At 49.0% G+C, this 13,070-nt stretch carries 13 protein-coding genes and 1 pseudogene; 8 read left to right on the top strand and 6 right to left on the bottom strand.

All coding sequences use genetic code 11. The annotated features are described in order from the left end of the window. Window positions 1–575: 575 nt before the first annotated feature. The 3 genes from HMPREF2726_RS01640 to tsaA form a co-directional block, all read right to left on the bottom strand. A complete protein-coding gene (locus tag HMPREF2726_RS01640; RefSeq protein ID WP_003766469.1) occupies window positions 576–1,007 on the bottom strand; it encodes a hypothetical protein in 432 nt (143 codons plus the stop codon). 9 nt (window positions 1,008–1,016) lie between these two features. Further along, window positions 1,017–1,547, bottom strand: a complete 531-nt coding sequence (bamE, locus tag HMPREF2726_RS01635; RefSeq protein WP_009312562.1) for an outer membrane protein assembly factor BamE — start codon at window positions 1,545–1,547, stop codon at window positions 1,017–1,019. 521 nt (window positions 1,548–2,068) lie between these two features. After that, window positions 2,069–2,743 carry a tRNA (N6-threonylcarbamoyladenosine(37)-N6)-methyltransferase TrmO gene (gene tsaA, locus HMPREF2726_RS01630; RefSeq protein WP_009312563.1) on the bottom strand — a complete coding sequence of 225 codons (675 nt, stop codon included), beginning with the start codon at window positions 2,741–2,743 and terminating at the stop codon, window positions 2,069–2,071. A 114-nt stretch (window positions 2,744–2,857) separates the two neighbouring features. Between tsaA and HMPREF2726_RS01625 the strand changes: the two genes are divergently transcribed. The 5 genes from HMPREF2726_RS01625 to HMPREF2726_RS01605 all read left to right on the top strand — a co-directional run bounded on the left by HMPREF2726_RS01625 (window position 2,858) and on the right by HMPREF2726_RS01605 (window position 7,095). After that, the gene (locus tag HMPREF2726_RS01625; protein ID WP_009312564.1) at window positions 2,858–3,493 is read left to right on the top strand and encodes a nicotinamidase; all 636 of its coding nucleotides are present in this window, start codon (window positions 2,858–2,860) and stop codon (window positions 3,491–3,493) included. 36 nt (window positions 3,494–3,529) lie between these two features. Further along, window positions 3,530–4,510: a lipopolysaccharide heptosyltransferase I gene (gene waaC / locus HMPREF2726_RS01620; RefSeq protein ID WP_009312565.1), complete on the top strand. Its 981-nt coding sequence runs from the start codon at window positions 3,530–3,532 to the stop codon at window positions 4,508–4,510. A gap of 215 nt (window positions 4,511–4,725) precedes the next feature. Beyond that, entirely contained in the window at window positions 4,726–5,475 is a 750-nt protein-coding gene (locus HMPREF2726_RS01615; protein ID WP_009312566.1) for an electron transfer flavoprotein subunit beta/FixA family protein, read from the top strand. 10 nt (window positions 5,476–5,485) lie between these two features. After that, window positions 5,486–6,421, top strand: coding sequence for an electron transfer flavoprotein subunit alpha/FixB family protein (locus tag HMPREF2726_RS01610; RefSeq protein WP_009312567.1), 936 nt, complete (start codon window positions 5,486–5,488; stop codon window positions 6,419–6,421). A 62-nt stretch (window positions 6,422–6,483) separates the two neighbouring features. Continuing rightward, a complete protein-coding gene (locus HMPREF2726_RS01605; protein ID WP_009312568.1) occupies window positions 6,484–7,095 on the top strand; it encodes an IMPACT family protein in 612 nt (203 codons plus the stop codon). A 47-nt stretch (window positions 7,096–7,142) separates the two neighbouring features. Here the strand turns inward: HMPREF2726_RS01605 and HMPREF2726_RS01600 are convergent, their stop codons facing one another. Beyond that, window positions 7,143–7,463 (bottom strand): DUF4298 domain-containing protein, encoded by a 321-nt coding sequence (locus HMPREF2726_RS01600; RefSeq protein WP_009312569.1) that lies wholly within the window; start codon window positions 7,461–7,463, stop codon window positions 7,143–7,145. A 158-nt stretch (window positions 7,464–7,621) separates the two neighbouring features. On the opposite strand from HMPREF2726_RS01600, the gene purD reads away from it, so the two are divergent. After that, complete coding sequence (gene purD / locus HMPREF2726_RS01595; protein ID WP_009312570.1) at window positions 7,622–8,893, top strand: phosphoribosylamine--glycine ligase; 1,272 nt, start codon at window positions 7,622–7,624, stop codon at window positions 8,891–8,893. A 22-nt stretch (window positions 8,894–8,915) separates the two neighbouring features. On the opposite strand, the pseudogene HMPREF2726_RS14265 reads toward purD, so the two are convergent. After that, window positions 8,916–9,024 (bottom strand): annotated as a pseudogene (locus HMPREF2726_RS14265) (IS5/IS1182 family transposase); the annotation flags it as partial. A gap of 27 nt (window positions 9,025–9,051) precedes the next feature. Between HMPREF2726_RS14265 and HMPREF2726_RS01590 the strand changes: the two are divergent. Next, window positions 9,052–9,621 (top strand): L-threonylcarbamoyladenylate synthase, encoded by a 570-nt coding sequence (locus tag HMPREF2726_RS01590; protein ID WP_070601962.1) that lies wholly within the window; start codon window positions 9,052–9,054, stop codon window positions 9,619–9,621. 191 nt (window positions 9,622–9,812) lie between these two features. On the opposite strand, the gene HMPREF2726_RS01585 is transcribed toward HMPREF2726_RS01590, so the two are convergent. Beyond that, entirely contained in the window at window positions 9,813–10,259 is a 447-nt protein-coding gene (locus HMPREF2726_RS01585) for a surface-adhesin E family protein (protein WP_003769219.1), read from the bottom strand. 396 nt (window positions 10,260–10,655) lie between these two features. On the opposite strand from HMPREF2726_RS01585, the gene recQ reads away from it, so the two are divergent. Next, window positions 10,656–12,968 carry a DNA helicase RecQ gene (recQ, locus tag HMPREF2726_RS01580; RefSeq protein WP_036529556.1) on the top strand — a complete coding sequence of 771 codons (2,313 nt, stop codon included), beginning with the start codon at window positions 10,656–10,658 and terminating at the stop codon, window positions 12,966–12,968. Window positions 12,969–13,070: the final 102 nt, after the last annotated feature.

Raw genomic sequence — 13,070 nt, 5'->3', positions numbered from 1 at the left:
AAGTTGAGTATTGTACTATTTTGTTTTTAATTGATTATACCTTCAATCTACTCCCTCTTCCATCAGATGAGAGAGGGTTGGGGGAGAAGGTGGTTCTACAAGTTGCATGAATTTGATTTTACCTAAAACCATAAAGCCACCCTCATTCTAACCTTCCCCAGCAGGACAGAGGAAGGGACAGATTGCCGTTGCAGCAACGTGTAGCGTGGGCTTTGCCCACGAAATAAAATGCAAGGACAACCACCCCATTCGAATGGTTAAACGGTAGGTTTCGTGGGCAAAGCCCACGCTATGGATTTGGTTTATCTAAAGTGTTCATTGAATAAAATTCGCTTTGATTAAATATAGTGGCTTAACTTTAAACCGACGGCGTTACCTCGCCTTAGTTCAAAGAGAACGATTCCTCTAAGGTGCTGAAGCACCAAAGTGAATCGGTTCTGTACTATCTGTACTGTCTGCGGCTTCGTCGCCTTATCCTGATTTAAATTTAATCCACTATAAAAAGGTCGTCTGAAAACCCTGAGATTTGGGGTTTCAGACGACCTTTCTGCATCCTTGTTACGCGGAATAGCCCGTCAAATCACTTCCAAAACGAAGTAATTGCGCAGCTTGTCATACACTTTGTCAGTTACATTGATGCAGCCGTTGGTCATGATGCGGTCAGAGACAACATCAGAGGCAATGCGTTTCATGCGGTGTTCGGAAGGTTTGAGTGTCCAAACGCGGTGCAGGGCGAAGAGGAAGTCTTTTTCCTGCTTGAAGCCGATGACTTCGCCGCCGTAGCCGGGTTTGGAAGTCTTCATCAACTGCATGTCGAATTTGCCTTTTGGCGTGGTTTTACCGATGAGTACGGGGTGGCACTGGCCATCGTCGGCAAAGCACAGCTCGGCTTTGGCGGTGTTGACGATGACTTTTTTGCGTTGCATGTATTCTTTGGCGGCATCGGCTGCTGCAAAGCTGTTCAGCCCTGCCAGCAGCGATACGCCGAGGATGATTCTTTTCAACATGGTTTCCTATTATCTGCGGATGCGGTGGGGTGTTTCGGGCACAACCTCACGGATGATGATTTGAGGTTCGGGCGCAGGTTGTGGGGCAACTTCTTGTACGGGCGGGCAGACGGCATCTTCCGGGAAGACGGCTTTCCAATGGAAGCTGCGGGCGTATTTGTGTTTGTCGAACAAGACTTTGTATTGGCAAGTGGTAATGCCTTCTACGTTGGAGCCGATATCGGGATTGGCGGGAACACCGGGAGTGCGGAAGTGGAAGAGATAGTTCCATTCGCGCACGCCGAACATACCTTCATCGTAGTGCGGACGGCCGAGGATTTTGTAGATGTCGTCTTTGCTCAGACCTGGTTTCATCTGTTCGAGTTCATCGGCGGTAGGGAATGTGCCTTGGTTTTTGTTGAAGGTTACGGAGTAGGGTTTGGGAAAGACGGGGTTGTCCGTCGTTCCGTCGGCTTTAACGTGGCTTTTGCCGGCGCAGGCGGACAGTACGGCTGCGGCAGCGAGGTAAAGGGCGGTTTTGGCGATGCGGGACGTTTTCATGGTTAATCCTTTTTTGTTGCGGCAATTTCAATCAGGCCGCCGTTGCATGGTCAAGATTCGATATTATCCGTGTGCCGCCGTTTTCATTCTGTTGACATTTATTGTCACTTTGTAACAATTTCATACGGACATAAATGAAAGCAATGGTATATCGTCTTCAGGCAAGCGTGTGTTTGGCACGGGTAAAATCGCGTTACTGGTTGTTTCTTTTGATGTTTAATCAAATTTTGGGTGAAACGTGAATTTCTCGGTTGAATTTCATGCAAGTTTTATGCCAATTTTTTGAAGAGGTCGTCTGAAAACCATATTTCGCCGTGTAATTTGGTTTTCAGACGACCTTTTTGAATGGGAGCGGATACTATATTGGCTTAACTAAATCAGGACAAGGCGATGAAACCGCAAGACAGTACAGACAGTACAGAAACCGATTCACTTGGTGCTTCAGCACCTTAGAGAATCGTTCTCTTTGAGCTAAGGCGAGGCAACACCGTACTGGTTTAAAGTTAATCCACTATAAAAATTTAAACAACGCTTATCCCGATAACCGTCGCTCGGTTTCCCTTAATTTGAAACCTGACTTCATAATCCTCTATATTCATGACGTAAATCCGTTCGGGAATATTCTGATAGGCGGGGCGCGGATCTTGGGCAATGCTTTGGCTGATCAGGTTTTGGGTGCTGGCAGATAAATTTTCCGCGCCGATGTTTTCCAGCCATACGACTTCAAGCTCTTCGGGTTTGCCGCTGACGAAGCCGGATGAGGCGTCGGGTTTGGATTCGACAAAGGGGATGTAGGGTTTGATGTCGATAATTGGTGTGCCGTCCAACAGGTCTGCGCCGCTGCAATAGAGGCGGACGGGTTTGCCGGTTTCGATGCGTTCGAGTTTTAAGAGCGATAGTCCGAGGTGATTGGGGCGGTGGGGGCTGCGTGTGGCGAATACGCCCATTTTTTGTTTGCCGCCGAGCCGTGGCGGGCGCACCATTTGTGCCCAGCCTTCATCCAATACGCCGTGAAAGATAAAACTTATCCACACATAATTGAAGTGTTCCAATCCGCGTACGCTGTCTGCGGTAAATTCGGGATTCAGCTCGATACAGACTTCTGCGGCGGGAACCAATCCGGGCTGACGGGCGACGCCGAATTTCTGTTTGTAGGGCGAGCGGGTGGTGGCGATGGGGATGATGGTGTAAGTCATGAGTATTGTGGACAAGTTTTTTGGAAAAACGTTATCTTATCACAGCTGGTTTTACCGCTTTTGGGCAGTAATTTGTTATAATACAGGGCATTTTAATCGCTTTGAAATGATGAGATGATTGTTTCCATTGATGTTGATGCACAAAAAACTTTTACGCCTTTGTGTCCTAAAGAGCTGCCTGTAAACGAGGGGCATTTGATTGTTGAAGAATTGAATGCCCAAGCCGCTTTGGCGGATTTGCGCGTGATGACGAAAGATGCGCATCATGCGGCAGCAAAATGGCTTGTGGATAACCCTGTTGATATGTTAAAGCCGACAGGTTTGCCCGATGCGGATTTGACTTGGGTGGCTCATGCGATGGTCGGTACGCGCGGCTATGAATTGTTGGACGGACTGCCTTCTGCTAAGGAATACGATTATTGCGTTTGGAAAGGCGTTGATCCTGAATTGCATCCTTATGGCGCGTGTTTTCATGATATTGAGGAAAAACTGAGCACAGGGCTGATTGAATGGCTGCGTTGTCAAAATACGGATACGGTCATTGTCGGTGGGTTGGCTACGGATTATTGTGTGAAAACAACGGTTTTGCAGTTGCTCAAAGGCGGCAATTGGCAGGTTATCGTCAATGAAGCGGCTTGTCGGGGCATTGCGCCGGAAACCATCGAAACGGCATGGCAGGAAATGCATTCTGCCGGTGCAATGATTTTAAAAAACGCTGAAGAAATTAAAAAATATATTAATAATCAATAAGTTAAAATTGTTTCACGTGAAATACCCTTCCTAAATATGAAAATTTTGCTTGTCCGCTTGTCCAGTATGGGCGATTTAATTCACACTTTGCCCGCAATCGAAGATTTGGCGCGACAATGCCCTGATGTGGAACTGCATTGGTTGTGTGAAGCCGGATTTTCGGATATTGCGCGCCTGCATCCGTTCGTAAAAAAAATCCATGTGATGAAATGGCGGCAATGGCGCAAACACCTCTTTCAGGCTGAAACTTGGCGAGAAATAGGTCGTCTGAAACAGGTCTTGCGGCAGGAAGCATTTGATTTTGTATTGGACAGTCAAGGTCTGATTAAAAGCGCGTGTTTCGCTAAAATGGCAAAATCCCCTATTTATGGTTTAAATAAAAACAGCGCGCGCGAGGGGTTGGCTGCGTTGGCGTATGCGAAAACATACGCTGTACCAAAAGGGAAAAATGCCGTTTGGCGCAACCGCGAGCTGTTCGCCCAAGTATTTGGATATGCAATGCCGGAAACGCAGGTATTCGGCTTGACTGTTCCTGAAGCAGGTCGTCTGAAAAATTTAGAGCAGCCGTATTATGCGGCTTTGCATGCGACCAGCCGGGACAGTAAGTTATGGCCTGTGGAAAGCTGGCGGGCGTTGCTGCAAAAACTGAATGAAGAACAACAATGCAATGTTTACCTGCCATGGGGAAATGAAACTGAAAAAACGCGTGCCGAACAAATTGCAGACGGACTGCCATTTGCCATTGTGTGCGACAAAATGAATTTATTGCAGGCGGCGTATCTGCTGAAACACGCAGTCGGAATTGTCGGTGTGGATACCGGTTTGCTGCATTTGGCAAATGCTTTGGAAAAACCTGTGATCGGTATTTATACCGATACTGATCCGATTAAAACAGGCGTTCAAGTTTCGGCTATTGCAAAAAATTTGGGCAATATCGGGCAGATTCCAACTGCGGATTTGGTTTATCAAACGTTGATGGATTGTGTGGCTGCTGATGAAGGCTCAAAGGTCGTCTGAAACTGATATAGCGGCATGACATTTTCCAGTTTGTTGAGTGTAGGAATGTATATCCTTCAGCCTGAGTAAATGCTTTAAAAATGGTATAATCGGCAAGCATTATCCGAAAGATTTCTGAATGAATTCGTTTTTAAGAAAAAACGGATTTGATTTTATAGAGAAGAAGGTTTGGTTTCGCTGGATGGTGAAAGCAACGTTCTTTTTAGGAGAATTCAATGAAAGCACTGGTCGCAGTAAAGCGCGTAGTGGACTACAACGTCAAAGTTCGTGTAAGAGCCGATGGTTCGGATGTGGATATCGGCAATGTCAAAATGTCGATGAATCCGTTTGACGAAATCGCTGTGGAAGAAGCCGTCCGTTTGAAAGAAGCCGGAAAAGTAAGCGAAATCGTAGCGGTTTCTTTGGGCGAAAAGAAATGCGAAGAAACGTTGCGTACAGCTTTGGCGATGGGTGCCGACCGTGCAATTCATGTTGAAACCGATACTAAATTGGAGCCGCTGGCAGTTGCCAAGCTGCTGAAAGCCGTTGCGGACAAAGAAAATCCGCAAATTTTCTTTTTGGGCAAACAAGCGATTGATGATGACGCCAACCAAGTGGCGCAAATGCTGGCGGCTTTGCTGAATGCGGCGCAAGGTACGTTTGCGTCCAAAGTACAAATTGAAGGCGATGAAGTGCAGATTGTGCGGGAAATCGATGGCGGCGAAGAAACCATCGCATTGAAACTGCCTGCTGTTATCAGTGCGGATTTGCGTTTGAACGAGCCGCGCTTTGTCAAACTTCCCAATATCATGGCGGCAAAGAAAAAACCTTTGGAAAAACTGGCTCCTGCTGATTTGGTTGCGGATATTTCACCTCGTCTGAAAACGGTGAAATTTGCCGAGCCTAAAGCGCGTCAGGCAGGTGTAAAAGTAGCAAGCGTTGCCGAATTGGTTGAAAAATTGAAAAACGAAGCCAAAGTGATTTGAGGAGACTGAAATGAGCGTATTGATTATTGCTGAACACGACAACAAACAGTTGAATCCTGCCACTTTGCATGCCGTTACCGCTGCCGCCAAACTGGGTAAAGTCGATTTATTGGTTGCCGGAAACGGCGCATCGGCCGTAGTGGAATCCGCGAAACAAGTAGCGGGTGTGGAAAAAGTTTTGGTTGCGGATGCTGCCCATTATGCCGAAGGTTTGGCTGAAGAACTGGCTCCGCTGGTTGTCAAATTGGCGGCGGATTACCGCTATGTTGCAGCAACGGCAACCACATTCGGTAAAAACCTTTTGCCGCGCGTAGCCGCTTTATTAGACGTCCCGCAAATTTCTGATTTGACTGAGATTGTGGATAACACGACTTTTGTGCGCCCGATTTATGCGGGTAATGCATTTGAAACCGTGCAAGCCGATTCGGAAAAATTGGTGCTGACCTTCCGTGCGACGGCTTTTGACGCAGCTCTAGCGCAAGGTGGTCATGCTGAGGTGGTTAATGTTGAAGCGACCCCTGCTCAAAACCTGAGCCGTTTTGTGAACCGTCAGCTCTCCCATTCCGATCGTCCTGAGCTGACTCAGGCAAAAGTCATTGTCTCCGGTGGCCGTGCGTTGGGTAGTGCGGAAAAATTCAATGAAGTGCTGACACCGTTGGCAGATGTTTTAGGTGCGGCAATTGGTGCATCCCGTGCAGCAGTTGATGCCGAATATGCGCCGAATGACGTGCAAGTCGGACAAACCGGTAAAGTGGTTGCACCTCAGCTCTATTTTGCAATCGGTATTTCAGGTGCGATTCAACATGTTGCCGGTATGCAGGACAGCAAAGTCATTGTCGCAATCAACAAAGATGCCGATGCGCCGATTTTCAATGTGGCCGATTACGGATTGGTAGGCGATTTATTCGAAATCGTCCCGCAATTAACAGAAGCATTGAAAAATTGATGTTTCACGTGAAACGTTCAGACGACCTTGTTATTAATGAGGTCGTCTGAAAACATTTCAGCATGATTACGACTTATAAAACCATTACTTCCCCGACGCAGGCTGAGTTTAAAGATAAAGGCAGCCGTTTTATCGCATTTGCCTATCCGATTCGGACATTGGCTGATGTGAAAAAATATCTCGATCCGTTAAAGGAAGAACATCATAAAGCGCGGCATTGGTGCTATGCCTATCGTTTGGGCGTAGATGGTATGCAATTTCGTGCCAACGATGATGGAGAACCGTCAGGAAGCGCGGGTCGGCCGATTTTAGGGCAGATTGATTCGGTGGGCGTAACCGATATTTTGGTTGTGGTCGTCCGCTATTTCGGCGGTACTTTATTGGGTGTTCCCGGTCTAATACATGCGTATAAAGAGGCAACGGCTCAAGCGTTGGCAGTTGCGGAAGTCGTTGAAAAGAATATTGAAAAAACCGTTTGGCTGAAATGTGAATATCCGTTTTTGAATGAAGCGATCCGCATCGCTAAACAATATCAGGCGGATATATTGGAGCAGGATTTACAGTTGGATTGCCGATTGACGGTCAGTTTGTCGTTGGCAAATTATGAGGCCTGTGTTGCGGCTTGGAAGAATACACGGCAGATTGAAGTAAACACAGAAAAGCCTTTTGAATGAAAGGTCGTCTGAAATGCTTTGGATGGTATTTCAGACGACCTCTTCTCTCATAAATCTTCTTGTGTATATCTGTCTAAGGCATCGACGCTGGAGCGCAAATATAGCCAGGCCAATTGATGAAATTCGCCCAGCGCGTTCCATAACGCATCCTCACTCATAATGCTGTATTCGCCTTCCGTACTCAAATCCAGTTCTGCCCCGTCCTCAATGGCTTGATGGCACGCCTGATACTCGTGGGTATAAAAATTGTCCATATCGCGAATCAAAGCGACAGCATGTTTCCAACGCCGGATGTCTTCTTCCAATTGCGGTAGTAGATGACACCATTCGCGGTATTTGCTTTGGATTTCATCAATACGTTTTTGCATGGTTGCTTGTCCTTTTTTAATTTCGTGGATAAGTCAAATAGGTTGCAGAGTGGAATGAAGCGGTCTTTTGTTTGATTCCACTAAAATTTCTTCAAACGGGACAAAAGTCCCCTTGTATCGAGTTTTCGTTAAAAGTACATATTTGTCAAGGAGATGGCATGAAACTGCTGGTTATCGGTAATGGCGGTCGCGAACACGCGCTGGCTTGGAAATTGGCGCAGTCGCCCAAAGTGGAAACAGTATTTGTTGCGCCCGGTAATGCCGGTACGGCGATTGAACCCAAGCTGCAAAACATCGCCTTGACTGCGCATCAGGATTTGATTGAATTCTGCCGTAAAGAAAATATTGCTTTTACTGTCGTCGGACCTGAAGCGCCCTTGGCGGCGGGTATTGTGGATGATTTTCGTGCCGCAGAGCTGAAAATATTTGGCCCGACACAATATGCGGCGCAGCTGGAAAGTTCTAAAGATTTTGCCAAAGCATTTATGGAGAAATACAACATTCCGACCGCGCAATACCAAACTTTTGAAAACGCCGATGCTGCACATGATTACGTCAATCAGAAAGGTGCGCCCATCGTCATCAAAGCCGATGGTTTGGCGGCAGGTAAAGGCGTGATTGTGGCGATGACTTTGGATGAAGCGCATGCTGCGATTGACGATATGCTGCTAGGCAACAAAATGGGCAATGCCGGCGCGCGCGTTGTGATTGAAGATTTCCTGCAAGGCGAAGAAGCGAGCTTTATCGTCATGGTTGATGGCAATCATGTATTGCCTATGGCGACCAGCCAAGACCACAAGCGTCTTTTAGACAGCGACAAAGGCCCGAATACGGGCGGCATGGGCGCGTACAGCCCCGCACCTGTGGTAACGCCTGCCGTGTACGAGCGCGCGATGAACGAGATTATTTTGCCGACCGTGGTAGGTATGAAAGCGGAAGGGCATGAGTTCACCGGCTTCCTGTACGCAGGTTTGATGATTGATCAAAGCGGCGCACCCTATACGATTGAGTTTAACTGCCGTTTTGGCGATCCCGAAACCCAGCCGATTATGAGTCGTCTGAATAGCGACTTATCGGATTTGGTCGAAGCGGCAATAGACGGCAAACTCGATGGCGTAACCGCGGAATGGAACCCGCAAACTGCCGTAGGCGTAGTGCTGGCGGCGCAAAATTACCCCGAAACGCCTAAAAAAGGCGATGTTATTTCCGGTCTGGATGCTGCCAATCAAATCGGCAAAGTTTTCCATGCAGGCACAACGGCAAACGAGAAAGGCGACGTATTGACCAACGGCGGCCGCGTATTGTGTGTCGTAGGATTGGGCGACGATGTGGCTCAAGCCAAAGCCAAGGCGTATAGCGCATTGGAAAAAATCAGCTTCGACGGCATGCAATACCGTAAAGACATTGCCGACAAAGCCATCAACCGTTAATCAAAGAAACAGGTCGTCTGAAAACATATAGTGGCTTAACTTTAAACCAGTACGGCGTTGCCTTGCCTTGTTGTACTGTCTGTACTGTGCGGCTTCGTCGCCTTGTCCTGATTTAAATTTAATCCACTATAATTGTGTTTCAGACGACCTTCCCTATCATGCTATTCCCCAGAATCTTTTCAGCTTCGACGCTTCGCAAGCTGCAATCCCATCTTAAAAAAGGCGGCTTGGTCGCCTATCCTACCGAATCCTGCTACGGCATAGGCTGTATCCCGACCTTGCCTAAAGCGCTTAACCGACTGATTCATCTGAAAAAAAGACCGCAACATAAAGGTATGATTGTCATTGGCAACCAATTGGAGCAATTACAGCCCCTACTTAAAAGGTCGTCTGAAAACATTCAAACCATGCTCAGAAACGAATGGCCTGCGCCCAAAACCTTTCTGCTTCCTGCGGCTGCTGACGTTTTACCTGCATTGCGCGGAAAAGGACGCAGCAAACTGGCGGTCAGGGTTCCTGCCCATGCAGGTGCGCGCCGCTTGTGTCAGGCTTTGAAAACGCCTTTGGTCTCAACTTCGTGCAACCGCGCAGGCAAACGCGCGTGTAGGACGGAGCGGGAAGTGAGAAGGCAGTTTGGAAGGGATGTATGGGTAGTCGGCGGTTTAATCGGCAAACAAAGGTCGCCGAGTCAGATTATTGATGGAGAAACGGGCGTTCGTTTGCGTTAGAAATTGAATGGATGGGATGATTAGGAATTATGCTTTGAACCGATAAACCGCTCATTTGAGAAAATGTGGATAATCCTGAATATAACTTTCCCAAAAAAACCAAAAAGGTCGTCTGAATCCCCATATTCATGGTTTTCAGACGACCTTTTGATTTGACTATCTTGTGGATAAGTATGTAGATAAGTTGAGTATTAGAGCTTGCTGCCGCATACGGCTTCGAATTGTTTTTCGGTAATCGTGCCGTTCATCACGCTCATCGGGCGGATATTTGTCGCGGTATAGTTGTGTTTAGAAATTTCTTTGCCGTGTTCGTCAAGAAGCTGCAAAGCAGTCAGGCGGTAGGTTTTGTTGGTGCAATGGATTTCCCAGTCGCCGATGGCGGTTTTGTAGGCAGGCGTGTTGACGAAGCGTTCTTCTTTCATCTTCGAGACGGTTTTTCTATCGCGGAAAGTGACCAAAGTACCGTTTTTCTTGATGCTGTTTTTATCAATCGCCACTTTGATATTGCCGTCGGAAATCGTGCCGATGTTGTCCCAGTTGCCGCTGACGCCGCCGCTTGTGGTCGTAGTCGTTTGACAGGCGCTCAGGAGCAGGGCTGCCGATAAAGTCGAAATAAGGGAAAAGTGTTTGATGTTCATAAGTTTCGGGTGCTTAGGATAAATTATTAGACTGCCGTATTATGCGCGAAGACGGCGGGGCAGTAAATCGGCTTTGCAAAGTCTTAAAACCGCCAAAAAATGAAAAGGTCGTCTGAAAACAGGTTTTCTAGCCGATTGACTTCACACCAATATGCCGCCGCCTCGTCTGAGCTTAAAGAGAACGGTTTTCCGTTTCCAAAGCAAAGAGTGAGCCGGTTGCCTACTATCTGTATTGTCGGCGGTTCCGCCATCTTGTCTCAATCACAAATTACCCCACGATACCCAACCAAGCATAATCCGTTTTCAGACGACCTCATGTGGATAACTCAAATATCCCTCATGCAGGCAGTGTCTAAAACCGCTAAAATAACGCTTTTCCCTCCCTACGGAACTATCATGCCCCAGCCTTTCGCCCAACAGATTTTGCACGAAGTATTCGGCTATCCCGAATTTCGCGGCAAGCAGGAGGCTGTCGTCAATACATTGGCAGGCGGCGGAAGTCTGATGGTATTGATGCCGACGGGCGGGGGCAAGTCGTTGTGTTACCAAATTCCCGCGCTGATGCGTGAAGGCGTTGCCATCGTCGTTTCGCCGCTGATTGCCCTGATGAACGACCAAGTGGCGAGCCTGCACGCCGCAGGCATAGAAGCAGCAGCGGTCAACAGCAGTACAACGGTGGAAGAAGCCCGCGAAGTGGTGGACAAACTTGCCCAAGGTCGTCTGAAACTGCTCTACGTCGCACCGGAGCGGCTCGTTACCGACCGTTTCCTGCGTTTTCTCGATCAGCAAACCATCAGCCTTTTCGCCATAGACGAAGCGCATTGCGTCAGCCAATGGGGGCACGATTTCCGCCCCGAATACCAGCAATTAGGGCTGCTTGCCGAACGCTATCCGCAAGTGCCGCGCATTGCCCTGACCGCGACTGCCGATGCGGCGACCCGCGCCGACATCAAACATTTCCTCCATCTCGAAGACGCGCCCGAATTCATCTCCAGCTTTGACCGCCCGAATATCTATTATCAGGTTATCGAAAAAAACAACGGCAAAAAGCAGCTTCTCGACTTCATCCGCAAAGAAATGGAAGGGCAAAGCGGCATCGTCTATTGCCTCAGCCGCAAAAAAGTCGAAGACATCGCCCAATTCCTCTGCGAAAACGGATTGGACGCGATTCCCTACCATGCCGGCTTGAGCATGGAAGTGCGCGAAGCAAACCAACGCCGTTTTACCCGAGAAGACAACATTATCGTCGTCGCCACCGTTGCCTTCGGTATGGGTATAGACAAACCGGACGTGCGCTTCGTCGCCCATCTCGATATGCCCCAAAGCGTCGAACATTTCTACCAAGAATCCGGCCGCGCCGGGCGGGACGGGCTGCCTGCCGTGAGTTGGCTGTGTTACGGTCTGAACGACTGGGTATTGCTGCGCGAGCGCATCGCCGAAGGCAACAGCGACGAAGTGCAGAAACAAATCGAAATGCAGAAGCTCGATGCCATGCTTTCCGTCTGCGAAACCGCCGCCTGCCGCCGCGTCCTCCTGCTCAAACATTTCGGCGAAGAATCCGCCCCTTGCGGCCATTGCGACAACTGCCTGCATCCGCCCGTACGCTTCGACGGCACCGTCCTCGTACAAAAGCTCCTCAGTTGCGTATATCGCGCCGGACAACGCTTTGCTGCCGGCTATATCATCAACCTGCTGCGCGGTAAAAGCGACGACTGGATACGGCGCAACGGCCACGACAAACTCTCCACCTTCGGCATCGGCAGCGGGCAAACCGACAAAGAATGGCGCAGCGTCATCCGCCAATGCATCAGCCTCGGCTACCTCACCGTCAACGTCGCCCAATATCAGGCATTGCAACTGACTGAAGCCGCAAAAAAAGTCCTTAAAGGCGAAACCGAAGTCATGTTGCGTCCATTGCGCCGCGAAAAAGCCGCCACTCAAAAGCCCAAAGACAACTGGCTGCGTACCGAACGCGAAGAACGCCTATGGCAGGCATTGCGGCATTGGCGGCAGCAGCGCGCCCATGCCGAAGAAGTCCCTGCTTACGTCGTCTGCGGCGACAAAACCCTGCGCGACATCGTCGAAAAAATGCCACAAACACTTGAAGATTTGCACCAAATCTACGGTTTGGGTGAGGCGAAAATCAACAAATTCGGCATCGACATCCTCAATGTCTGCGGGAACGCAGCCGAAAACCAAAGCGGACAAACGGGCAACGAAGAACCCCTATTCACCCCCCAAACCGAGCGCGAACAGCAATTACAGCAAAAGCTTGAAACTTGGCGTGCCGAGCAGGCAGCCGCCAAACAATGCGCCTTGGGCAAAGTCCTTTCCAACATCAGCCTGACCGACCTTGTCGTCTTCACGCCCGCCGAAGAAGCCGACTTGCTCGGTATCTACGGCATAGGCAGCGAAAGAATTGCCCAATACGGGCAGGTAATACTCGACATCTGCCGCCCCTACGCAGACGGGCTTTCCGAGCCGAAACAGGCAGAACGCCAGCTCGCCCGCCACCTGTTCCAATGGTGTCTCGATACCGCCCGATATGAAGGCGGAGAGATGCACGCCGTCGCCAAAAAACAGACTTTACGCGCCATCGCCAAAGCCCGGCCGCAAACTTTGACGGCGCTTTCTAAAATAGACGGCGTGAGCGGGGAATGGTTGGAGCAATACGGCGAAGAAATCGTAGAAATCTGCACGGCGGATTGACCGTTAAAAAGACACAGAAAAAGGTCGTCTGAAAACCCTGTATAAAGGTTTTCAGACGACCTTCTAAATATAGTGGATTAACTTTAAATCAGTACGGCGTTG

This window comes from Neisseria sp. HMSC074B07, assembly GCF_001810355.1.
GTDB lineage: Bacteria > Pseudomonadota > Gammaproteobacteria > Burkholderiales > Neisseriaceae > Neisseria.
The sequence above is the reverse complement of the archived record's forward strand: the minus strand, read 5'-3'. Positions and strand labels throughout refer to the sequence as shown.

Coding starts and splice junctions, on each gene's coding strand:
- purD (WP_009312570.1), top strand. CDS start 7,622: ATGAAACTGCTGGTTATCGGTAATGGCGGTCGCGAACACGCGCTGGCT.
- HMPREF2726_RS01605 (WP_009312568.1), top strand. CDS start 6,484: ATGATTACGACTTATAAAACCATTACTTCCCCGACGCAGGCTGAGTTT.
- HMPREF2726_RS01625 (WP_009312564.1), top strand. CDS start 2,858: ATGATTGTTTCCATTGATGTTGATGCACAAAAAACTTTTACGCCTTTG.
- HMPREF2726_RS01585 (WP_003769219.1), bottom strand. CDS start 10,259: ATGAACATCAAACACTTTTCCCTTATTTCGACTTTATCGGCAGCCCTG.
- bamE (WP_009312562.1), bottom strand. CDS start 1,547: ATGAAAACGTCCCGCATCGCCAAAACCGCCCTTTACCTCGCTGCCGCA.
- HMPREF2726_RS01640 (WP_003766469.1), bottom strand. CDS start 1,007: ATGTTGAAAAGAATCATCCTCGGCGTATCGCTGCTGGCAGGGCTGAAC.
- HMPREF2726_RS01610 (WP_009312567.1), top strand. CDS start 5,486: ATGAGCGTATTGATTATTGCTGAACACGACAACAAACAGTTGAATCCT.
- waaC (WP_009312565.1), top strand. CDS start 3,530: ATGAAAATTTTGCTTGTCCGCTTGTCCAGTATGGGCGATTTAATTCAC.
- HMPREF2726_RS01600 (WP_009312569.1), bottom strand. CDS start 7,463: ATGCAAAAACGTATTGATGAAATCCAAAGCAAATACCGCGAATGGTGT.
- HMPREF2726_RS01615 (WP_009312566.1), top strand. CDS start 4,726: ATGAAAGCACTGGTCGCAGTAAAGCGCGTAGTGGACTACAACGTCAAA.
- recQ (WP_036529556.1), top strand. CDS start 10,656: ATGCCCCAGCCTTTCGCCCAACAGATTTTGCACGAAGTATTCGGCTAT.
- tsaA (WP_009312563.1), bottom strand. CDS start 2,743: ATGACTTACACCATCATCCCCATCGCCACCACCCGCTCGCCCTACAAA.
- HMPREF2726_RS01590 (WP_070601962.1), top strand. CDS start 9,052: ATGCTATTCCCCAGAATCTTTTCAGCTTCGACGCTTCGCAAGCTGCAA.